The sequence below is a fragment of the Hoyosella sp. YIM 151337 genome (assembly GCF_026041215.1).
In the GTDB taxonomy this organism is placed as follows: domain Bacteria; phylum Actinomycetota; class Actinomycetes; order Mycobacteriales; family Mycobacteriaceae; genus Hoyosella.
The window spans coordinates 37,337-59,085 of the sequence record NZ_JAPEIQ010000044.1 but is presented as its reverse complement, the minus strand read 5'-3'; the positions used below and the strand labels follow the sequence as shown (position 1 = coordinate 59,085).

19 protein-coding genes are annotated in these 21,749 nt (G+C 63.8%); 6 read left to right on the top strand and 13 right to left on the bottom strand.

The features are described from left to right. Positions 1-55: 55 nt before the first annotated feature. The 10 genes from ONR57_RS21355 to trmB form a co-directional block, all read right to left on the bottom strand. Positions 56-1,594 carry an adenylate/guanylate cyclase domain-containing protein gene (locus ONR57_RS21355; protein ID WP_265125722.1) on the bottom strand — a complete coding sequence of 513 codons (1,539 nt, stop codon included), beginning with the start codon at positions 1,592-1,594 and terminating at the stop codon, positions 56-58. Continuing rightward, positions 1,591-3,126: an adenylate/guanylate cyclase domain-containing protein gene (locus tag ONR57_RS21350; protein ID WP_265125721.1), complete on the bottom strand. Its 1,536-nt coding sequence runs from the start codon at positions 3,124-3,126 to the stop codon at positions 1,591-1,593. The genes ONR57_RS21355 and ONR57_RS21350 overlap by 4 nt, the downstream gene beginning before the upstream one ends. Positions 3,127-3,150: 24 nt before the next feature. After that, on the bottom strand, positions 3,151-4,374 hold the full coding sequence (locus ONR57_RS21345; RefSeq protein WP_265125720.1) for a YbhN family protein: 1,224 nt from the start codon (positions 4,372-4,374) through the stop codon (positions 3,151-3,153). A gap of 51 nt (positions 4,375-4,425) precedes the next feature. Next, entirely contained in the window at positions 4,426-5,973 is a 1,548-nt protein-coding gene (locus tag ONR57_RS21340; protein WP_265125831.1) for an adenylate/guanylate cyclase domain-containing protein, read from the bottom strand. 125 nt (positions 5,974-6,098) lie between these two features. Beyond that, positions 6,099-6,470 (bottom strand): fluoride efflux transporter CrcB, encoded by a 372-nt coding sequence (gene crcB, locus ONR57_RS21335; RefSeq protein WP_265125719.1) that lies wholly within the window; start codon positions 6,468-6,470, stop codon positions 6,099-6,101. Continuing rightward, on the bottom strand, positions 6,467-6,802 hold the full coding sequence (locus tag ONR57_RS21330; protein WP_265125718.1) for a DUF190 domain-containing protein: 336 nt from the start codon (positions 6,800-6,802) through the stop codon (positions 6,467-6,469). Before ONR57_RS21330 ends, crcB begins: the two co-directional genes overlap by 4 nt. Positions 6,803-6,830: 28 nt before the next feature. Further along, the gene (locus tag ONR57_RS21325) at positions 6,831-7,259 is read right to left on the bottom strand and encodes a CrcB family protein (protein ID WP_265125717.1); all 429 of its coding nucleotides are present in this window, start codon (positions 7,257-7,259) and stop codon (positions 6,831-6,833) included. A gap of 19 nt (positions 7,260-7,278) precedes the next feature. Beyond that, positions 7,279-9,513: an MMPL family transporter gene (locus ONR57_RS21320; protein WP_308198735.1), complete on the bottom strand. Its 2,235-nt coding sequence runs from the start codon at positions 9,511-9,513 to the stop codon at positions 7,279-7,281. An 83-nt stretch (positions 9,514-9,596) separates the two neighbouring features. After that, on the bottom strand, positions 9,597-10,295 hold the full coding sequence (locus tag ONR57_RS21315; protein WP_265125716.1) for an NYN domain-containing protein: 699 nt from the start codon (positions 10,293-10,295) through the stop codon (positions 9,597-9,599). After that, positions 10,292-11,038 carry a tRNA (guanosine(46)-N7)-methyltransferase TrmB gene (gene trmB, locus ONR57_RS21310; RefSeq protein WP_279348080.1) on the bottom strand — a complete coding sequence of 249 codons (747 nt, stop codon included), beginning with the start codon at positions 11,036-11,038 and terminating at the stop codon, positions 10,292-10,294. Before trmB ends, ONR57_RS21315 begins: the two co-directional genes overlap by 4 nt. Before the next feature lie 120 nt (positions 11,039-11,158). Here trmB and ONR57_RS21305 point away from each other — a divergent pair, with 120 nt between their 5' ends. From ONR57_RS21305 to ONR57_RS21290, 4 genes are all read left to right on the top strand, one after another. Continuing rightward, entirely contained in the window at positions 11,159-12,196 is a 1,038-nt protein-coding gene (locus ONR57_RS21305) for a hypothetical protein (protein ID WP_265125714.1), read from the top strand. Continuing rightward, the gene (locus ONR57_RS21300) at positions 12,193-13,836 is read left to right on the top strand and encodes a hypothetical protein (RefSeq protein WP_265125713.1); all 1,644 of its coding nucleotides are present in this window, start codon (positions 12,193-12,195) and stop codon (positions 13,834-13,836) included. The genes ONR57_RS21305 and ONR57_RS21300 overlap by 4 nt, the downstream gene beginning before the upstream one ends. A gap of 97 nt (positions 13,837-13,933) precedes the next feature. After that, positions 13,934-14,242, top strand: a complete 309-nt coding sequence (locus ONR57_RS21295; RefSeq protein ID WP_265125712.1) for a DUF6802 family protein — start codon at positions 13,934-13,936, stop codon at positions 14,240-14,242. Between the two features lie 319 nt (positions 14,243-14,561). After that, complete coding sequence (locus tag ONR57_RS21290; RefSeq protein WP_265125711.1) at positions 14,562-16,394, top strand: phosphoenolpyruvate carboxykinase (GTP); 1,833 nt, start codon at positions 14,562-14,564, stop codon at positions 16,392-16,394. A gap of 97 nt (positions 16,395-16,491) precedes the next feature. On the opposite strand, the gene ONR57_RS21285 is transcribed toward ONR57_RS21290, so the two are convergent. Further along, positions 16,492-17,316, bottom strand: a complete 825-nt coding sequence (locus ONR57_RS21285) for a hypothetical protein (RefSeq protein WP_265125710.1) — start codon at positions 17,314-17,316, stop codon at positions 16,492-16,494. 364 nt (positions 17,317-17,680) lie between these two features. Between ONR57_RS21285 and ONR57_RS21280 the strand changes: the two genes are divergently transcribed. Continuing rightward, on the top strand, positions 17,681-17,896 hold the full coding sequence (locus ONR57_RS21280) for a dodecin (RefSeq protein WP_265125709.1): 216 nt from the start codon (positions 17,681-17,683) through the stop codon (positions 17,894-17,896). Here ONR57_RS21280 and ONR57_RS21275 read toward each other — a convergent pair. Beyond that, a complete protein-coding gene (locus ONR57_RS21275; protein ID WP_265125830.1) occupies positions 17,893-18,690 on the bottom strand; it encodes a class I SAM-dependent methyltransferase in 798 nt (265 codons plus the stop codon). The two genes, ONR57_RS21280 and ONR57_RS21275, sit on opposite strands and share 4 nt — an antisense overlap. Positions 18,691-18,851: 161 nt before the next feature. Between ONR57_RS21275 and ONR57_RS21270 the strand changes: the two genes are divergently transcribed. Next, positions 18,852-20,045: a glycosyltransferase family 4 protein gene (locus ONR57_RS21270; RefSeq protein ID WP_265125708.1), complete on the top strand. Its 1,194-nt coding sequence runs from the start codon at positions 18,852-18,854 to the stop codon at positions 20,043-20,045. On the opposite strand, the gene ONR57_RS21265 is transcribed toward ONR57_RS21270, so the two are convergent. Further along, positions 20,016-21,746 (bottom strand): hypothetical protein, encoded by a 1,731-nt coding sequence (locus ONR57_RS21265; RefSeq protein ID WP_265125707.1) that lies wholly within the window; start codon positions 21,744-21,746, stop codon positions 20,016-20,018. The genes ONR57_RS21270 and ONR57_RS21265 overlap by 30 nt on opposite strands. Between the last annotated feature and the right edge of the window lie 3 nt (positions 21,747-21,749).

Genomic DNA, 21,749 nt, shown 5'->3' with positions numbered 1-21,749 from the left:
CCCTCAGCGTAGACCCGACTGGCCGCGCCGCCCAGAATCAGCCCAGCAAGCTGCGCTAACGCGGCACCGCCAGCCGAGTGGGGGCGATGCGTCCACGCAGGGTGACTGATGTGGTGGGCAGCCACCGCGCGGATTCGTGCGCGTCGGCTTTCTGCAGGACGTCAAACGACGCGAGTACGCGGCCCGGCCAGGCTTTAGCGAGTTCTTTCAGTCGCGCGGCTTCGTTGACGGGATCACCAATTACCGTGTATTCGAGCCGGTTACGAGCACCGACGTTCCCGGCGACGACGTATCCCGCCGAGACCCCGACGCCAAAATTCAGTGTCGTGGTTGCCTGAATGCGGGGCCGCAATTCTCGGGCCGCGGCGAGTGCCGCACTCGCGACGTTCGGCAGTGACACCGGCGCGCCGAAGACAGCGAGCGCGGCGTCACCTGTGAATTTGTTCACAATGCCGCCGTGGGTGTGAACCGTGTCGACGACGACCTCGAAGAACTCGTTGAGCATTGCCACGACACGGTAGGGGGGCAGCGCCTCGATGCGACGGCTTGACCCCACGAGGTCGACGAACATCACCGCCACGTAACGTGATTCGCCGCCCAGCGATCCGCCACGGTCGAGCACCTCTCGCACCACGTCGGTCCCAACGCGCCGTCCGAACATGTCCGAAAGTCGCTCACGTTCGGCGAGGCCGTGCACCATCTGGTTGAAGCCGTACTGCAGACGGCCGATCTCGGAACCGTCGTAGATCGGCACCGAAATGTCGTACCGCCCGCCCTTCACGGCTTCCATCGCGGCACTGACCTGTTTCACTGGGTCGGAAATCGAGCGTGCCACCACCGCCATGCCAAGGAAGCCCACCACGATAGTGAGGATCCCGAGGATCGCCACTGCCGTGGCCGTCTGGTTCGTGTCGGGAAAGATTGAGGACAGAAAGCGGAATCCCACGACCAATGCGATCCAGAACAGTGGCAGCGCGGCGGTAATGATCCACATCGTCACGAGCCGCATTGTCACGGACGTTGCGGACCTGGACTCGACGCTCACTCCATGCATGGCGTCAGAGATGAGCCGGCGCAGTATTCGTTCCGCCACGAAATAACTAATCGCGCAGCAGGTGAGGCCCACTGAGAGGAAAGTCAGGGTGACCATGAGGACTAGTTGAGGACTGCCCACCCGTGTGACGCTGATCGCAAATGTTGTGGTGACGAGCACCCACAGCGCAGCGATCAGTGCGGTCTGGCGGGCCGGTGCGCTCACTATGAGCGCATGCTGTCGCGGGTTGGGCATCCCGCCCTGTTCCATCCAGCGAAAGATCGGCCGGCCTGCCCAAGCCGAGATCGTAATTCCAAACGCAATGCTCAACGGCAGCACCGTCGACAGCAACACGGTGTTAGAACTGCGAATCTCTGGGGTGATCTCCGCGTTTGCGGGGTGGGGAAGCACATATCGCAGCAACACGAAGCTCATCACCGCTCCGATCGAGTTGGTAAAAACCAACGCTGCCGCATACGCGAGCGTGATCGGCTTAAGGAACTGGTTGAAGATGGGGACAAATGATTCTGGAAGCTCAGGCAGGCGCACCGGGCGCGTCATGACGGCGCACCTCCAGTGGTTTTGCGTGCACCGTCACTGAGCCGTGCGGCCAGCAACGGCTCAGCAACGGTGAGGTCTCCGAGGCGGATGATCTGCCACTGAGCGGCCTCATCGGAGTCAGCTGCGTTGATCGCCTCGACTGTTGCGAGCACCCGGCTGGGCCGCGTTTTAGCGTGATCACTGAGTTGAGTTGCCTTGATCACTGGCATCCCGAGCACCGTGTACTCGAATCGTTCTGCGGCGCCGATGTTGCCAGCGAGCGCGCTGCCAAAGGCGACACCGATACCGAAATCGAGGGCTATCCGTGCGTGCAGTGTGGCGCGCATGTCGCGGGCGCATTGCAGCGCAGGTGTGACAGAGTCGGGGATCTCAAGCGGCGCACCGAATACCGCGACGGCTGCATCGCCCTCGAACTTGCTGACGAAACCGCCATGCTCGCTCACGGTGTCGACCACAAGCTCGAAGAACTCATTCAGTGCAGCGACGACGACCTCTGGTGGCTTTTCGGCAGCAAGCCGGGTGGATCCGGTGAGGTCGATAAACAGGGCCGATACTTTCCGGAGCGCGCCGCCGCGTGCATTGCCGTGTTCAAGGGCGGCGCGCGCGACCTCCTCGCCAACATGTTTGCTGAATAGCTCTGCTAGCCGCTCACGTTCCGCAAGACCCTTCACCATGCTGTTGAAGCCGGCCTGCAACTGTCCGATCTCGGAGCCGTCATAGACGGCGGCGCGCGTCGACAGATCCCCGGCTTCGACCCGGTGCATTGCGTCACTGACCTGCTGCAGTGGGTCCGAGATTGAACGGGCCATAACGATGATTCCGACGAAGCCGATGATCATGGCTATCAGCGACAGCACTAGTACGGCTGTGTTCATCTCGGTGGCCGCTGGGCCGGCGTGATCGGTGATCTGCGAAACAGAAATCATCACGACGCCCAGCACCGGCACAGCCGTGGTGAGACCCCAAATGAGCACGATCCGAGTGCCCACGCCCGGTGCAGTATGGGCAGCCGGGAAGCGGACCGACATCGCGATCGCGGTAAGCGGCCGAAGCATCCGCTCGCCGATGATGTAACCGAGCGTCACAGAAACTGAACCAACCAGCGCTGTGGTGATCACAATGAGAACCAGTAGCTCCGGCGACCGCGCGGCAAGGTTCACCACCACAAAGCAGAAAGTGGCGGCGACCCACGCGCCTGATTCGATCATGACCTGGCGTTTCGTCTGACCGAGTGCGACGTGAGCTTCATACGCACGTGGCGTGCCGCCCCGCGCCAGCCACATGAGGTTCGGCCAGGAGTACCGCAGGTGCAACCCACCGAACGTGGCGGCTGCGAAAGGCACGGCGAGGAGGAACCAGCCGACGTTGCGTTCCCACACGCCCTCGGGATCCTCGAGGACAGGGATCGGCAGCACCGCACCGATCAACAGAAGCGCCGTCATCGCCGCGATGAGATTGATCATCAGCATGCTGAGGATGTAGGTCAGCACGATAGGGTGCGCTAACTGTCGCAGCACATCCCATTGATTCATCGTGATTTCGCTCTTCCGGATCGACTAGCGGTTATCCGGCTCCGGCGCTGCACCGTCACCAGGCGGTGACTGATCATCATTATGATCAGCCGACGTCTCATTGGAGTGGAAGATATCGCCTTCAGCGAATTCGCGGTCCAAGTCGGCGTCATCGGCCTGGCTGGCTCGGAAAAGGAAGAAGAAAATTATCCAGCCCACGATGTTGACCAGCACTAGGTTGATGAGGCGGTAAACGAACACCGTCGCGAGTGCCTGTGAGGCCGGAAGCCCGGCTGAGATCGTCAGTGCGGCGAAAAGGGTGGCATCGACCGTGCCGAGTCCGCCGGGCGCCAGCGGAACCGATGCGACCGCCTTGCTGGCGGCGAACGCGATGAGAACTCCGGAAAGCCGTGGTTCAGCGCCAACCGCCAGGCAAGCAAAACCTAGGCAGGCGACGTCGGTGATACGGTGCAGCGCCGACCACCAGAAAGTCTTCAGCGCGTCCCAGCGGTTCATCTGGACCGCCTCAATCTGCTGGAGAACCGCACCTACCCGGTGCATACCGTCCTGCCGGGGGCGTCGCCGCACCCGGTTGATCGTGCCGACGATCCACCGGCCGAAAGACTCGAGTGACTCCGGGTTCTTGGAGACGTACCGGCTGCCCACCGCCAGTGCGAGCAGCCCCACAAACGACGTGATCAGCATCACCGGGCTTACGGTCGTGCCGACGACGAGAGCTCCAATCGCAGCCAGGGCGGCAAGTGTCGTCGTCGCGATAACGCCAGCCATCGCGAGTTGCCAGGAAGCCACCACATGATTAGCCCCCCACCTGCGGGTTTGCCGGTAGGTGAACGCCGCCGAGAACACTTGGCCCGCGGGCAGCGTCAGCGTCATCGAGGTTGCCGCGTAAATTACCGCAACCGATTTGCGCTGCGACACCTCGACCCCGCCCGCGCGGAGCAGGGTCTTCTGCACCCAGCCGAAGCTTGACATCGAGAGGGCCATGGCCGCGATACACGCGGCCAGCCAGGGGATGTGGAGTTCGCGCAGCGCCCGAAACGAGTCGCTGAAGGTTGGCCAGAGCACCACGCCCTGCACAACCATGAGCCCGAGGAGTGCGATGCCGCCGGCAATTTTGATCCAGCGCCAGCGGCGCTGCTTTTTCGTAACCTCGGTGGCATCCGACGAAATGCTAGTGGCGTCCGCTCCTGCAGCATCGTTTGCACCGGCAGACATTGCCCGGGGCTGCTTCGGCGCGGACTGGGTCACTACGCCAGAGTAACCATTACGCTCGCAGGATGCCGCAGGGCGTGTGCATTGTTACCGCATCTCCGCATCGATGCCTGATTCGTTCGGTTCTTGCTGGTCGCCGTGATCGGACGGCTCTTTCGGCGCGGCCGACAGCTGTGTCGACGGCGGTCGGCTCGGTTCTTGCGCCGTCCGGGGCCACGCGAGTTGAGTGAGCTTCGTGCGCCCACGCAGCGCGACGAGTTCCCCGAGTTCCCACAATTCTTGTTCTTCGTCGCTCGCGAAGTACACCGTGTAACTGGAGGCGAGGACACTGCCTGGACGTGACTTCGCGAGTTCCGTGAGCCGGGCAGCTTCATTGACCGGGTCGCCGATCACGGTGTACTCGAAACGTTCTTCCGAGCCGATGTTGCCCGCGACCACGGTACCCGAGGACACCCCGATGCCCACTGAGATCTCAGGCATGGCTTCGAGTTCTGCTCTGAGTTCACGCGCGGCGTTCAGCGCCGCCGTAGGGGCGTCGGCGCGGTAAAGCGGAGCCCCGAAAATCGCGAGCGCTTCATCACCGACGAACTTGTTGACGAACCCACCATGCCGCTTCACCACACCGATGACGATGTTGAAGAACTGGTTCAGCAGCGCGACTACATCCGCGGGACGCTTCGTCGATGCCACCGATGTCGAACCGACCATGTCTACAAAGAGCACAGCCACGAAGCGGGTTTCGCCCCCCAACTCGGTGCCGAACTGTAAAGCTTGTCGCGCTACGTCTTCACCGACATGCTGCCCGAAAAGCTGACGTAAGACGCGGCGCTCTGCCGAGTCCGCCATCATCTGGTTGAAGCCGACTTGAAGCAGACCGACCTCGCTACCGTCGTACACCTCCACCTGAGCGTCGTCACCGCGCTGCGCATCTGTAACAGCCTGGGTGAGCTCCCGCAGCGGGGTCGAAACCTGGTTTGCCAGCAGCACCGTCGTCACCAGGGCCGACACGATCATCGCGACCGCCACCATCAAAACCGCCCAGGCGAAAGATCGCGGCGCGTAAGCGTGGGTCGAGAGCTGCGTGAAGCTGAGCAACGTGATACCGATCGCGGGCACAAGAGTGCCCGCCAAGAGCCCCACCCCCATGCGCAGCCGAACGCTCGGAGCGATGCGTGGGTCCACGTTGCCGTCAGATAACGCGCGCGCAGCCACTGGCCGCATGACCCGCTCACCGAGCAGGTACGCAAAGCCACACGTGACCACGCCAGCGAGAGCGGTCGTGAACGCGGTCGTCGTCATCAGCTCGGGCATTTCCCGGCCGATGAGCAGCACAAAAAGCACGCCACCGATCAGCCACAGCACCAGATAGACAAACGACTGAATGAGCGGCCCCCGCACCGCCATGATTTGCTCCTGGCGCGTCGGCGGACCGCCGCGCACGTACCATCTGATCACGAATCGGAGCATCACGATCGCGGAGCCGAGAATCATGACCGCGCTGAAGCCCAGGTAGACCGCGAAAATGATTTCACTTACCGGGTCACGGACGATCAAGCCCGGGCCGGGCGACACCGGCAGTCCGTAACGGATGAAGGACAGCACGAACAATGCGCCCACACCGTTGACTACAAGCATGGAGACGACGTAGAACACCCACCGCGTGCTGAGTGTGCGGGAGAGCGAACCCGGAATCAGTCTCACCGGTAATACGGTACTGGTACTGTGCGCCGGATTTCACTGGATACGCAGTTCACAGGAATTCACCAGATCAGCGCGGCGGCCCCGCGTCCGGCGACGAAGGCCAGCACCCCCACTGTCAGCGTCGCGGCGACATTTGCGATCGCGATGAGGCGGGCACCGTCTTCGGCAAGCCGCACTGTTTCGTACGAGAACGTGGAATATGTCGTGAGTGCCCCGCAGAAGCCGGTGACGAGCACAAGTTGCAAGTGGTCAGGCAAAAGGCCAGCCGCGATCAAACCCACCAGTACGCCGAGGAAGGCGCTGCCTGCCACGTTGACTGTGAAGGTCCCCCATGGGAACGCCGGACCAAGCCGGGTCGCTACCCAGCGATCGACGAGATATCGGAGGGGCGCACCCACCGCAGCCCCGGCGGCAACAAGCAGCCAGGTCACGATTCAGCCTGGTAGCGGACGAACTCTACCGGATCAACGAGAACAACCGCTTCCGTCAGTATCTCGTCGAGGTGCGGAAGGAACGCGCGGACTTTCTCCTCGCTGTCGACAATGACAACAACGATCGGCAGATCTTCGCTCAGCGACAAGAGCCGCGATGTGTGCACCAGCGCGGACGCTCCGAATCCCTCGATGCCGCGAAATACACTCGCGCCCGCGAGTCCGGCGGCGCGGGCGCGGCGCACAACCTCGCTGTACAGCGGTTTGTGCCGCCACGTGTCGTCTTCGGCCAGTAACACCATGATGCGCAGCGCAGTGCTATGCCGTTTCACAATGCTCCTTTCTGCCGCCGATCCTGAGCTAACGGCTCGCGATTGCCCGCGTGAACCGCATTCCGGCCCACGCGCCGGCCAGTGAGGCGACGAGGGTTAATAGTGAGTATCCGGCAGCTGCCCATACCCGCGCATGCTCTGCAAGAACAATGATTTCATCGGTGTGCAGCGAGAACGTGGTGAATCCGCCGAGGACACCGGTCCCGAGAAAGGGGCGGACCAGCCGGTGCGCGGTGCGAACTTCGCTCACCAGGACAATAATTACGCCCAGCAATGCCGAGCCTGACACGTTTGTGACGAGTGTGTGCCACGGAACGCCCTCTGGGGCAGCAGGCCATGCGAGCGCAAGCGCGTGTCGCGCGACAGCGCCGAGTGCGCCACCGACTGCGATGACGGCGAGGATTCCCCACTGGCCGCGGAAGAGGTGGCTCCGTGACTGTCTTGACGTACCCGGCACGCGCTGCCTCGCCGTGGGACTAGCCGCGCTGGCCGGGCGGCGTCATCTCCGCGGGCGCGGGGCCCGCGGCAGGAAGGCTGTCCGCAGTCAACCGCGGTGCGTTCATACCGCCGGGGCGCAGTTCGTCTTCGAGTTCGTGCTCCTGCAGGCCGATCCTGCGCTGGATTCGTTTCATCCACGCTGGGGCCCACCAGCAATCCTCACCGAGGAGCCGCATTACCGACGGGACAAGAAGCATTCGGATCACCGTAGCGTCAATTATCAGCGCTGCGATCATGCCGTACGCGATGTACTTCATCATCGCGATCTCGGACAGACCGAAGGCGCCGGTCACAACGATGAGGATCAGAGCTGCGGCAGTAATGATGTGGCCGGTTTGCGCCGTCCCCATCCTGATGGCCTCACTTGTGCTCGCACCTTTGGCTCGTGCCTCGACCATCCGTGATACAAGGAAGATCTCATAGTCGGTTGAGAGGCCGTAAATAATCGCCACAATCAGCACGACTACCGCTGCCATGAGAGGTCCGGGTGTGAAGTTCAGCAGCTCGGCCCCGTGGCCGTCAATAAAGACCCACGTCAAGATTCCCAGTGTCGAGCCGAGACTCAGGGCCGTCATGACGACCGCCTTGATCGGCAGCGTGAGTGAACCAAACGCAAGGAACATCAGCAGCGTCGTGATGAGAACGACCGCGATCGCCATCAACGGCATCATGGTCACCATTGCGTCGATGCTGTCTCGTTCAATCGCTGGACCGCCACCGACAAGGACGACGGCCCCCTCGGGTGTGTCGATCGACCGCAGGGCGCGGACCGCCTCGCCGGCAGTCGCTTCGTCTTCTAGCCCCGCGGACAGGACGACGGCGGTCGCACTCCGGGACTCCAGCGAGAATGGCGCGGTGAACCCCGGCACCTCGTTGGCCTGCCGCAAAACCGCGCCCGTGGCGCCAACATCACCGGTCACGACCACCTTGATCGGCTTGGTGCGGAACTCCGGGAAAAGCTCATCGAATTGCTGTTGCGCGATACGTGTCTCATTGTCCGGCGGCAGGTAGTTCTCCGACATGCCACCGAACTGGATGTTGCTGAACGGAATGACGAGCAGCAGCAAACCGATCGTCACTGGTACCGCAACGCGCAACGGCCGCTTGATGGACCAGCCAGCGATGCGGCCCCAGAACGTATGCTGCATTTCCGCCGCGGGCTTCGTGGGGCGCAGCTTGGCGAAACCAAGCGAATCCACCCGCCGTCCCAAGATGGAGAGCATCGCGGGGAGCACTGTAACGGCGAGAATGGCGGCGAGCGACACCGCGGCGATCGCACCGTAGGCGACCGATTTCAGGAAGCCCTGCGGGAACACCAGCAGCCCGCCGAGGCTGATCGCAATGATGGTGGCTGAGAAGACGACGGTGCGGCCAGCAGTCGCCACTGTTCGGCGCACTGCGTCAGGCACCGGATAGCCTTCTGCTAGTTCCTCACGGAACCTGCTCACGACGAATAAGCCATAGTCGATCGCGAGGCCCAAACCGATCAGCGAAATCACGGATTGCGCGAAAACGTTGACTTCGACAACGCTGGTGAGCAGACGGGTGATGCCCCACGCGCCGCCCACCGTGAGTACGCCGATGATCACGGGCAGGGCTGCGGCGACCACACCGCGAAAAATGAAGAACAGCAGCACGGCGACCGCGGGCAGGGCGATCAGCTCCATGCGCTTGATGTCGTCTTCCATGCCCTGGCTCAGCGCGTTGGCGACCGGCTGCAGGCCCGCAAGCTGAACGCTGACGTCGCCTGTCCGGAACTGATCCTTGATTGCCTGGAAGTTGCCCAGGACCTCGGTGTCGTTCTCGCCCCTCAGCCCGATGCTCGCGAAAGCGTGCTGGCGGTCCGCGGTCGCGAGCGCATGCAGGGCGCCGCTATCCCAGTAGCTGTGGACGAACGCCACCTCGTCAGGGTTGTCGTCGCGGACCGTGCTGAGGAGTTGCCGGGCTTCGGCAGCGAATTCCGGGTCGTCGACAGTGCTCCCCGCAGGCGCGGTGAAAAGCGCAACGATGTCGCCGGCGTTATCGCGGCCGAACTCGGCCCGCATGACTGCTTCCGCCGCGATGGATTCGCTGCCCGGATCGTCCCACCCGCTTTGGCTGAGCCGATCGCCCAGGCCGAGCCCAAATGCGCCGAGCCCGGCCAGGATCGCAACGAGCAAGGCAAGCACGGTGAAACGCGCCCGATAGACGAAGTGTCCCATCGTCGCGAACAATGTGTACTCCTCACGTTTCAGCGCACGGCGCAGCTGCCGACGCGAACAACGCAATCAACAGTGGCAGACGAGGCCCGCTGCTGTCAGCGCATGGTGAGCAACGCCGCAAGCGGGCGGAACGGCTGCAGCCATGCTCCCTCTTCAGGCAGTGAATCAAGGCTGACGCGCGGCAGCGGCTCGCGGAACACGCCGGGGATCTCTTCGAGGTCGACGAAATCGAGCGTCGCCGACGAAACTGCCCAGCTTGCGTGCTCGCGGAAGCCAATTACCTGGACCGGGACTTCTGCGGCAGCAAGTTCTTCAAGCGGTTCACGGAATGCCTGACCATCAGCCGAGGCAACCATGACACCCGCGAGGCCGTCACCAGTGTGGCGGTGCTCGATGTGGCGGAGCATGTCCGCATCGACGTCGCTGTCTTCGTCGATCTTCGGCTTGGCGAACACCGCGAAACCAACGTTGCGCAGCGCCTCGACCCAGGGCCGGACTACGTCCGCGCTGCCTGGCGCGATGTTGGTAAAAACAGTCGCTTCGGGTTCGAGGCTCCCAGCGGGGAGACCGCGGATTTGTTCGATCTCGGCGGTGCGCTGCAGCAGCCACCGCCCGAGGGCGTCGAACCGGGGCCGGTATGCGGCAGTGGGGCGGCCGCCCAGAATCGCTCCGAGACCCATATCCAGATTCGGTGCGTCCCACACCAGCAGCACGCGGGACCGGCGCCCGCTGAGGCTGGGGACGTCAAACGCGTCCCGATCGGTTGTCTCAGGTATCTCCTGGCTGACGCTCATTCCGTAATTCTCCCCCATGCGAGGTCCGTAATCGCGCTACCGACGCGCGCCGCCCGCCCTTCGAACTTGGTCTCGGGACGGACGCTGCTCATCGGCCACGGCCACGTGACCGAACCAAGCATCGGTTCGGAATTCCCGGATTCTTCAATGAACTCAGCGTACTCGGCGTGATCCGTCGCGACATGCAGAACGCCGTGCGGCTGCAGCCTCGTTGCGATAAGCCGAAACATCTCGGGCTTAAGCAGCCGCCGCTTGTGGTGCCGCTTTTTTGGCCACGGGTCTGGGAAGAACACGCGCACACCGGCCAATGAGGCTGGCGCGATCATCTCTTCAAGAATCGTGACGGCATCACCGCGAACGATACGAATATTCGCAATGTTGTTCTCTTCAATCAATTGGAGCAGCTTCGCGAGTCCCGGTTTGTACACATCAATCGCGATGACATTGACACCCGGTTCGGCGAGCGCCATTTCCGCGGTGGACGTGCCCATACCGCACCCGATTTCCACGACGGTTGGCGCTGTCCGCTCGAACCACCCGTCCACGTCAATGGGCCCAGCGCCGGCGTCGCGGCCGAACGTGGCCCACAGGCGGTCCCACGCGTCCTGGCGGGATGGCTTCAGCACGCCGGTGCGTGTCCGGAAGCTCGTCACACGCGGGAAGCCAGCGCGGTCCGGTGCGTCGCCGGATCGGCCGCTGGCGGGCCCGGGGCCTGCGCTGGTCTCGGGTTCAGGGTCGTTCAGCACCCGTCTATGGTTCACGATTCTTGCGCTCTGTCCAAGTCGGGGCGGCGCAAGCGCAGTTCTGATGTGCCATTGGGGCCGGTGAGTGGGACAATCCCCGCGGGGAGATTGGGGGAAGTCTTGAGTGCGGAATCATATCGCGTCGCGGTCGCCGGAGCCGCGGGCGCTGGCGTATCGATACTGGCAGAGTATTTTCGCGAAACTTTGCCGGAGTGTGTCACCGTGTTCGACGCTAGCGCCTGTGACGTCTCGGTGGATGCGGACGCCGTCCTTTACGTATGCGGACCCGTGCCGCGCCCGGAAGATGTCACCGCGGTCGCAGCTCTGTGTGAAGACCGGGCCGGCGGTGCCTCCGCCCGGCCGGAGGCCTGGCCACGGGGTGTTCTCGGCGTGCTCGCACGAGCCGACCTCGTTGGCTGGATGCCTGGTCGCAGTCAGCGAGTTTCCGCTGCCGCGGCGCGTCCTCACGCGGATTCGGCGGAACGTGTCCTCACAATAGGGGTGGTTCCCGTGAGTGCAATGCTGGCGCGGGCGGCGAGGCGCATCACCGTTGAGGACTTTGATGCACTGCGCCGGATCGCCAGCGTGCGTTCCACGGACGACCGTGGGCAGCCGGATGGAGTGTGGTGGTATTCCGCTGATCTCTTCCGCACGCACGCGGTCTGGGTGGAGCGCAGCCAGCGTGAGCAGCTGCTGTCGCTGCTTGACCTGCCGGGCGTCCGGCTGGCGGTGGATGCGTTGCGGGCGAACCCGGGTATGACGCTCGACGAGATGGGGGAGCTGATGCGCAAAGCAAGTGGAATCGCTGCGCTCGACACGTGGGTTCGCGGCGCCTTATGGGATGCCGCCGCAGCGCGCGCGGGAAGCGCCCGCATGGCGCTCGAAAGACTGATGGTGACTGAGCTGGCATCGGGCCGCTCCCGTGCAGCGGCGAGCCTGCGGCTGCTGCGGCGCTCAGCGCTTATCAGCGTGCCGTGGGCGGTCGACCAGCTTGTGAGCGGCCCGCGGACGCTCGAGAACGTGCTGGCATGGGCTGCGGTTGCGCGGCGCGAGGCCGCGAGTGCCCGCACCTCGCATGGCGCGCACGCGGCGCTCGCCCGATACCGCCATTTTCTGGCGGTCGCGGAGGATCTGATGTTGGAGGGACGGGCGGCGTGAGCGGCCACGATCCGGCCCGTACCGCAGTGCAAAGCCGGCATGCTGCCCGCATTCTGTGTGACGAGATGCTGCGGACTCTTGAAAGGCATGAGCCTGCCGCAGCCGCACGCCTGGCGAGCCGGAGCAAACTGCGCAGCCCACGCGGGCAGGACACAATCGAGGTCGTCGTGACAGGGCGCGAGAACACCGGAAAGTCCGCGCTGGTGGAGGCACTGAATGCAGTGCAGCCGCGCGGCCCCGTCCTGTTTCGCGAGTGGTCAGAAGCTGACGGGGACGGTGTGCAGCTGGCGGTCGTGCTGATGGTTTTTGACGCTGCAGGACCGATGGGCAGCACCGAGCTCGCCGAACTTCGCCGTCTGAATGCCAGCGTCGACCGGGTTGTCTTCGCGATCACGAAGACTGACATGCACCAGAACTGGCGTCAGGTGCGCGACCGGGATGCGCAATTGCTCTCGATTCACACTCCGAGGTTCACCGGCGCGGAGATTCATCCGATCGCGACCCCGCTTGTCCAGGCGGCCAACGACCGCCGTGATTCTGATCCGGAAGCTGCACGAGCGCTCGCTGAGTCGGCTGGGGTCGAGGCGCTTTACGAGGTGATATGCAATGAGTTGCCGCCGCCGGGCGCCGACTATGTGGCGCGCAACCTGCTGTGGTCGGTGACTGGGGCGCTGCAGGAAGCACGCGCCGCGCGGCAGCGCGTCAGCCGCGACGTCCAGAACAACCCGGAGATCAACAGGCTGCATCGCATGCGCGCCGAACTGTTGCGTAATCGGGGTGCGGGGCGCAGCGATGAACTGAGCTCGTTGCGGTCCGATGTGCAGTTGTCTCGTGTCGAGCTCGGGCACGATGTCGCTGAGTGGGCCCGGGCGACCGCGGCCGTGACCAGGGCGGAAATCGACGCACTCAGTGGCAGCGCGATAGTGAGCTATCCGGCGCGGGTGCGTTCACTGGTACGTACCGGGCTTAACGAGAATGATGCGCGTGTCACCGCGCGCTCCGGCGCGTTGCAGGCCGGGCACGGCGTGGACGGCGAAGCCCCGGCAGACGCGATGACAGCTGAGCCAGACAGCGCCGCACCGGCAGGTGATGAACCGGGTTCCGGACCTGCCGGCGTCGTACCCAACGACGAACTGCCACTGGAAGCTCCGCGCCGGGGAGCTGAAGACTATGTCATGATCTTGATTGGCGCGTCGGTTGGCGCGGGTCTGGGCAGGATCGCGGTCGCGCCACTGTCGCTGGTGCCTGTGCTGGACATTCTGACAATTCCGCTCACGCTGCTTCTTGGCGGGGCGATTGCGTTTCTGATGTTGCGCCTTCGGCGGCAGGTCGCTGCGCGTGCCCGCCTTCGGGAGTGGGCCGCAGAACAGTTGTTAGATGCGCGCGGCAAGATGGAACGCGCTGTCGCCACCCGGCTAGTCACCGTCGAGCAGGAAATCGCCACCGCAATCGGGCGGCGCTTCGACGCGAAGATCGCGGACACCGATGCGCAGGTACACGCGATCGAAGCGGAACTGCAGCACCTCACGTCGACCAGGGATCGCGAACTCAGCGTGCTATCGAGCGAAGTAAGTCATATCTCCGCCGCAATGGAGCGGGGTATGCGCTTCCTCCATGGCGAGCGCATACCGCAGGAATAGCAAGGAATAGCTCTGTGCTTGGTGGAACCGAACCGGGACGCGCTGCGTCCTAACTTCACACAGGGATCACCGGACGCGCGGATGAGAGGGTTGTGGGATGTGGACGCCAGACGAATTGGGCGCAGCGGAGTGCCTAGGGACACTGCTGGACGGCACTTCGGCAGAACTATGCCGCGCGGAGCTGCTGAATCCCACGATCGACATGAGTGGTGACGGAGTTGCCGATAGCGGCAGATTCTTCGCCGATGACCTCGTGTACGTCGGAACAGACGAGACGGGTGACGGATTCGCCGATACCGTGACCGAAATTGCCCCGGATGGAAAGTTCGATGTGTGGGAGCTGGCGGAAGACGCAGCTAGCGGTGCTGTGCAGTGGCGGCTTGGGAAAACCGGGCTGATAGCCTAAGGGGGTGACACACCAGGTTGTGCTTGGCATCGGGATTCCAGGCGCGGCTCTCATGCGCAGGAACAGTCAGCCGGCTCCTACCCCGGTCGGTTCTGAATCGGTCCTGTGCGACATCCAACAAGGCAGGCGCCGCCCCACCGACCGTGTTGGCGCTAACCTCTTAGTCAGGACACCTGGTGCTTGCGTTTTCGTCGCTCCGAATTCGGTTAGGGTTTGAGAACGACGGGCGTTGAGCACCAAATGAGTGGATCCGGTCAGTTCGCTTACTGTCGCCCGGGGGCAGCGGGCACAGGGCCGGTTCCTATACCAGGAGAGGCTGATGACAGCAGCGACCATTCCAGGGCTGAACGGAACGGACGACACGGTCCCCACGAAGCATGCAGGACTTCTCGCTTGGGTGCAGGAAGTCGCTGAACTCACCCAGCCTGACCGTGTGGTTTTTGCCGACGGTTCTGATGCTGAGTGGGAGCGTCTGACGAACCAGCTCGTCGAAGCGGGAACCTTCATTCCCTTGAACGACGAGAAGAAGCCGAATTCTTACCTTGCGCAGTCAGACCCGTCTGACGTCGCCCGCGTCGAGTCGCGCACGTTCATCTGCAGCGAGCGCGAAGAGGACGCTGGGCCCACCAACAACTGGGTCGACCCAGATGAGATGCGCGCGACCATGACCGAGTTGTATCGAGGGTGCATGCGCGGTCGCACCATGTTCGTCGTCCCGTTCTGTATGGGGCCGCTCGGTGCAGTGGAGCCAAAGCTCGGCGTTGAGATCACCGACTCTGAGTACGTGGTGGTGTCCATGCGGGTGATGACTCGGATGGGGCAGGCGGTACTCGACAAGATGGGTACGGACATGCCGTTCGTCAAGGCGCTGCACTCTGTTGGCGCGCCGCTCGAACCGGGTGAGAAAGACGTCCCGTGGCCCTGCAATGACACGAAGTACATCACGCACTTCCCAGAAACCCGGGAGATCTGGAGTTTCGGTTCTGGCTACGGCGGCAATGCACTGCTCGGCAAGAAGTGCTACTCGCTGCGCATCGCCTCGGCGATGGCCCACGATGAGGGCTGGCTCGCAGAGCACATGCTCATCCTCAAGCTGATCTCGCCCGAAAACAAGGCCTACTACGTCGCCGCGGCGTTCCCGAGCGCGTGTGGCAAGACGAACCTCGCGATGATTCGCCCGACGATTCCGGGCTGGCGTGCCGAAACACTCGGTGATGACATCGCGTGGATGCGGTTCGGAGAGGACGGCCGGCTCTATGCCGTCAACCCCGAATTCGGATTCTTCGGCGTCGCCCCAGGCACCAACTGGAGTTCAAACCCGACCGCTATGCAGACAATCGAGGCGGGTAACACCGTGTTCACCAACGTTGCACTTACCGACAATGGTGACGTGTGGTGGGAAGACCTCGAGAACATGCCCGACCACTTGACTGACTGGCTCGGGCAGGACTGGACCCCGGATTCCGGCCGTAAAGCCGCGCACCCGAACTCCCGGTACTGCACTCCGATGGCGCAATGCCCGACCTTGGCGCCGGAGTGGGACGATCCACAGGGTGTGCCCATTTCCGCAATCCTCTTCGGCGGGCGGCGCAAGACTACAGTCCCCCTGGTCAATCAATCTTTCAACTGGCAGCACGGCACGTTCATGGGCGCCACCATGTCCAGCGAGCAAACCGCAGCTGCGGAAGGAAAGGTCGGTTCCGTCCGGCGCGACCCAATGGCGATGCTGCCGTTCCTCGGCTACCACGTGGGTGACTACCTGCAGCACTGGATCAACGTCGGAAAGAACGCCGACGAGTCGAAGCTGCCTAAGATCTTCTACGTCAACTGGTTCCGCCGCGGCGACGACAAGCGTTTCCTCTGGCCAGGATTCGGCGAGAACAGCCGCGTGCTGAAGTGGATCGTCGAGCGTATCGAGGGCACTGCTGACGCGCAGGCCACCCCAATTGGGTACGTTCCTACAGCCGCCGACATGGATCTTGACGGACTTGATGCCAACCCCGCCGATGTCGACGAAGCGCTGGCCGTGAATGTCGAAGACTGGAAGGCCGAAATCCCGCTAATCGAGGAGTGGCTCCAGTTCGTTGGGGACAGGCTGCCCAGCGGTATCCGCGACGAGTTCGAGGCGCTGAAGGACCGGCTCGACAGCTGACACCGTCAGGGCTACAGGTTCACGACTAACGGGACAGGTTCACGGGTTTTTCCTGTGAACCTGTCCCGTTTCCCGTGCGTCTGGCTTAGGCCGGGCCCTACGCAGGCACCCACAGTCCTGACGGGCGCCGCTGTGCGCGTGCCCGGCTGAGGGCCTGCAGTACGCGGCGCACGAGGATGAGCGGGCGGTTGAGGTCATCCCACATCCACCTGATGATGAGCCAGCCGAGCTCCCGGAAGGCATCTTCGCGGCGCTTCTCGCGGATCACCGCGTCGGCGGCAGTTTCACCCGGATTCAGCAAGGCGCCGTACTTCACCTTCCCGTCGAACTCACCGATCAAGCCGTCGTCGTAGAGGAAGTCTGCCCGGCCTACCAGCGCATGTGCCTCGTCGAATACGCTGGCCTGCAAATGTGGAGCCGCGAGTCCGTGATTGTGGAACAAGACGCGGCTGCGAGACTCGCCTGGGCTTTCGCTGCGATTGTCCATGAACGCAACTGCCCGGCGTGCGCTGGCTATCCCTTTCCAGTTGCGGGCGTGAGCGAGTGCCGCATCGAGCTCGGACCGGGTGACGAGCCCGCGGTTGAGCGCCGCGTCACCAATGACTACAGCCTGCTCGAACGGGGCAGTGCGTGCGACATCGACAACAGTGCGGGCTGGGCTGGTGATTAGCGCGCCGTTTGCCTCCGATGTGTCTGCGGCTTCAAGTGGTGCGGAATGAAGCACCTGGTGACTGAGAATCCGTCCCCCGGTCCGGGACGGCTGCGTGAGATGAACTTGACGCAGCGGAAGGTTCCAGACCGGCAATCCGTGCACGACAGCTGCGGAAACGTGGCTTAGCACGCAGTCAGTGCGCTGCTGATCGCCGACGGCCGCGAGGGCCAGCAGAAAGTGCCGCTCCCGCTGGGTGAGTGAATCCCACACTGCAGTAGGGACGTAGGTACCGCGCCGGACGCGGTGAAGGTGCTGAGTGCGCGCGTTGGTTCGCCGTTCACTGGCCGAGAGGCCGCGGATGAGATGTCTTCTTGTATCGCCGTGCCCGTGCATGCAGCGATTCTTCCCCACCTCGCCGACTCGGCCCTGAAGTTATCCACAGCTGTGGATAACCGCGGGTGTGCCTGCAAAAACGCTCGCGGGACAGGCTCACAGGAAACGAGACAGGTTCACGACTTCTGCTCGTGAACCTGTCCCGTTTCCTGTGAAACTGACGGAATCAGTGGAAACGACACGGACGCAACGGCATCAGCGAAAGAATGGAGCGATACTGTCCGCTAGTCGAGGAGAAGCCATGTCGGACCACACCTACCGGGTCACCGAAATCGTCGGATCGTCCGCGACGAGCGTGGACGATGCCATCAAGGGGGCCATCGCACGCGCGTCACAGACGCTGCGGGACCTCGATTGGTTCGAAGTGACGGAGATCCGCGGCCACATCGAAAAAGGTGCCGTCGGCCATATTCAGGTGGGGCTGAAGGTCGGTTTCCGGCTGGAAGAAACGAGCTAGCGCTTACGCAGCACGAGGACAAGATTGCTGACGATAAGCTCCCGGATTCCGGGTACGGACGTCACGAACCAACTCCAGCGCGGGTTGTATCGGGGGAACGCGCCGAGCAGGTCGGCGCGGCCCTCGTCGCTGATCCCGCGCGCCCACCGCAGCCCCGCGGCAGCCGTGATCGGGAACAAGGAAACCCCGTAACGGTTCTTTGGCTCCGCGCCGTGCTTTCGGCGGTATCGGCGCGCAGCAAACTCCCCGCCGAAGTAGTGCCAGCGCCCGGTCTCGTGGCCCCCAAAGGGCCCCCACCACAGGGTGTACGACAGGACTGTCAGCCCACCCGGACGAGTCACGCGCACCATCTCGTCGGCCATATCCCAGGGGGTGGCTACGTGTTCGGCAACGTTCGAGGAGAAGCAGATATCGACACTCGACGAACGAATCGGCAGTGCCATGCCAGAACCGCGGGCGGAGCCGGCGAACGCGATGCCAGCGGCGTGCATTTCGCTGGGATCTGGTTCGACCGACAGGTAATGCGCCCCATGGCGAGCGAACACGTCGGCGAAGTATCCAGGTCCGCCGCCGACGTCAAGGACCACTGTGCCGGTGAGATCCTGCCCGGTGACCTCGTGATAAAGGTCGCTGAGCATGTCGGCAGAGTCGCGCGCGATCGCTCCGTAAAACAGGTCGGGACGGGTTTGTTCATGCTTGAAGTCGCTCAACAGTCGCAGCGAGCGGCGCAGGCTGGCGCGGCGGGCGAACTGTCGGGCGGCGGGACTGGTAACGGCTAGCGTGCGCACATCGATACAGAATACGGACTGTTACGGATTGGGACACCCGGTCCGGAGCCGTCGCAGTGGCCCCGCCTTCGGGGCTATTGTGTGGCATAACCGCCCTGTACGGTGACGTTGTGCTCTGCGTGAGACACGGCAGAGGACAGGGGCGGCCGTGATGTTGGGAGCGACGCGTGCGAGAAGTACTACTCTTGTGCTGGCGGGACACCGGCCACCCGCTGGGCGGGGGCAGTGAGCGCTACCTTGAGGAGGTCGGTGCTGCGCTCGCCGCGAAGGGCGTGCGCGTAACGCTCAGGACGTCACGGTACCGCGGGTCGGCACGATCGGAGCACCGCGACGGCATGTTCATCAGCCGGGGCGGAGGCAGGCTGACTGTTTATCCGCGCGCGTTGCTGGCGATACTCGCGGCGCGGTTCGGCTTCGGGCCATTGAAGTCAGTCAAGCCGGACGTCATCATCGACACCCAAAACGGTGTGCCCTTCTTCGCACGGCTCGTCGCCGCAGTACCGGTCATTCTGCTCGTCCATCATTGCCATCGTGAGCAATGGCCAGTCGCTGGCAGGCTGCTAAGCCATCTGGGCTGGTGGATCGAATCCTGGCTTTCCCCGCGTGTGCACCGGGGCAACCAGTATCTGACGGTTTCGCTGCCCTCAGCGGAAGAACTCACGACCCTTGGGGTTGATTCGCATCGTATCGCTGTAGTGCGCGCAGGTGCGGACGCAATCCCCGCACAGACGAAGATCGGTTCAGCGCTTACGCGCGCCGAATCGCCGCGCTTGTGCGTCCTTTCCCGGCTGGTGCCGCACAAGCAGATCGAAGACGCACTCCACGCCGTCGCGTCGCTTCGCCACACCTATCCAGATGTGCAGCTTGACGTCATCGGTGATGGCTGGTGGATGCAGCCGCTCCGAGACGCGGTGCATGAGTTGGGAATCGAAGGCTCTGTGACGTTCCACGGGCACGTCACAGAAGAGCGCAAGCACGAGCTGCTTTCGCGGAGCTGGGTGCACGTCATGCCGTCCCGCAAAGAAGGCTGGGGGCTCGCGGTGATCGAGGCAGCTCAACACGGCGTCCCCACCGTCGGGTACGGGACGTCGAAGGGACTGACGGATTCCATCATTGATGGCGTCACAGGGCATCTGGTGTCCAGTCCTGCGGAACTCACTGCTGCGGTTGGTGAACTGCTTGCGGACCCTTCACAACGGCTGCTGATGGGCGAAAAGGCGCGCATCCGCGCTGGCGAGTTTTCCTGGGAGCTGTGCGCCGACGGCGTCGGTGAAGTGGCCGCGTCGGTGGCGGACGGGCGTCATCTTGCAGGCATCGTTACGCCGGTCCACTCACATTTTGGTACTGCGCGTACTGCGTAGTCGCCCAACTGCGAGCATTACTCCCGCCGCAAGGGTGACGGCCAGCCACAGGGCGTGAGCTCCTACAACAGCTGTCCTGGCGGCGCTGGGTGCCGAGAAGTCAGCGGGTTCTCCTGGTACGCGGTACAACGCCACGTCGATACCGGAGTGTTCGAGCACAAGCTGGTCAAGCGTCTCTCGGGAGTCCCCGCGGTCACCGGGCGTGTCGAGTTGCACGAGGACCCATTCGATCCCGAGGTCCAGAAGTTCCGCGCTAGATGCTCCCCCCAGCAGCGCCGCCTCGGCCGCCCGGCCGCGCCCGCCTTCACCCTCCACGAGAGTTCCAGCGACAACAAGATCGCCGGACAGGAGCACGTCACGCGGCATCATCCGTGGTGCTGGGTCGAGGACCACGACGTCACCCGTGAAGGGATAGACGCGAAACATGCCTGCGGGCAGCACCGCGACCGCTCCGTGCGGTGAACCGTCTTCGACAATGCGTGCTGCCGCCTCCCACCCCGGAGGGTACTGAACGGTGCGTAACTGGCCGCCAGCGCCCCATGCGAGGTCCGGCAGTACACCGATGACCATCACACAGGCGAAAGCTGGTACGGCCCGCGTGAGAGCCCGAGCGTGCGGTGCGAGTAGCAGGACCGCTGCAGCTGCGCAAAGAGCGTAGAACGGCATGGCGAGGGCGACGAATTTTTGTGTGTCACGCAGGAGGCCCCCGCCCGGCACACTCGACGTCACCCACGTCAGCGCGGTGAGGCCAGCGGGCGTCGCGGCGAAAGCGGGGATGGTTATGCTCGTGAGCGCGATAAGCCCCAGTGGCAGCGCACCCGCGATTCGCAGCCGCCGCAACGCCCCCGCACCCCCTGCCACAAGGATCAGGAGCCATGCGGTCGCGAGCAGTGCGACCGGCGTGGTCCGGCTTACCGGCACCGCGTCGCCATTCCAGATGCCGCCGAGGCCAGCGAGGCTGCCGAGAGTGCCGAGCCACGGTTCAGCCCGCGCAGCAAAGGCCTCCGTGCCGGCGCGGCCAGACACACCCGGATCACCACTCAACAGCGCCGCGACAACCCAGGGCGCACCCGCGGCGGCGCCGATCACAAGAATGAGTCCGCTTCGCTTCAGGTGCCTCAACGTGTCGCGAGCATTGACGCCGAGCGCAAGCATGACCGCGAGCACGGCGCCCGTAGGAGTGAGGGCGGCGCACCCCACGGCGAACACCAGCAACGGCCAGCCACCGGCGCGGGCGTTCTTGATCCGGTGCATCGCAACAACAATCCAGGGCAGCGCCGCGTACCCCGCGAGGAGGCTCCAGTGCCCTTGCAGCAACCGCTCAGCGACGAACGGATTCCAGATCGCAACTGTCGCAGCTGTGCACTCCGCTCCCGGCCCGGCGCCGTGTTCACGCAAGAAAGTGCGGGCAAGCAGGGCCGCGCCACAGCCCGCGAGCCACACCGAGAGGACGAGTAGGACGGTCACGGCGAGGCCGCCATCGATGATCACCGACACGCCCGCGAGCAGCCAATCTTGAGGCACTGCCCGCGGTGCCGCATCACCGAGCCCGAGCGCAGAATCGGTGAGATACGACCGTGGCGTACTCACGGCATCGCGAAATAGCAGGTAGCCGGGCTGCAGCAGGGGAGCGAGGACAATGAGCGCGAGCAGTGCGGACCACGAGGGCGCGATGATCCGCTGCCGTTCGACTACTCGCATGGC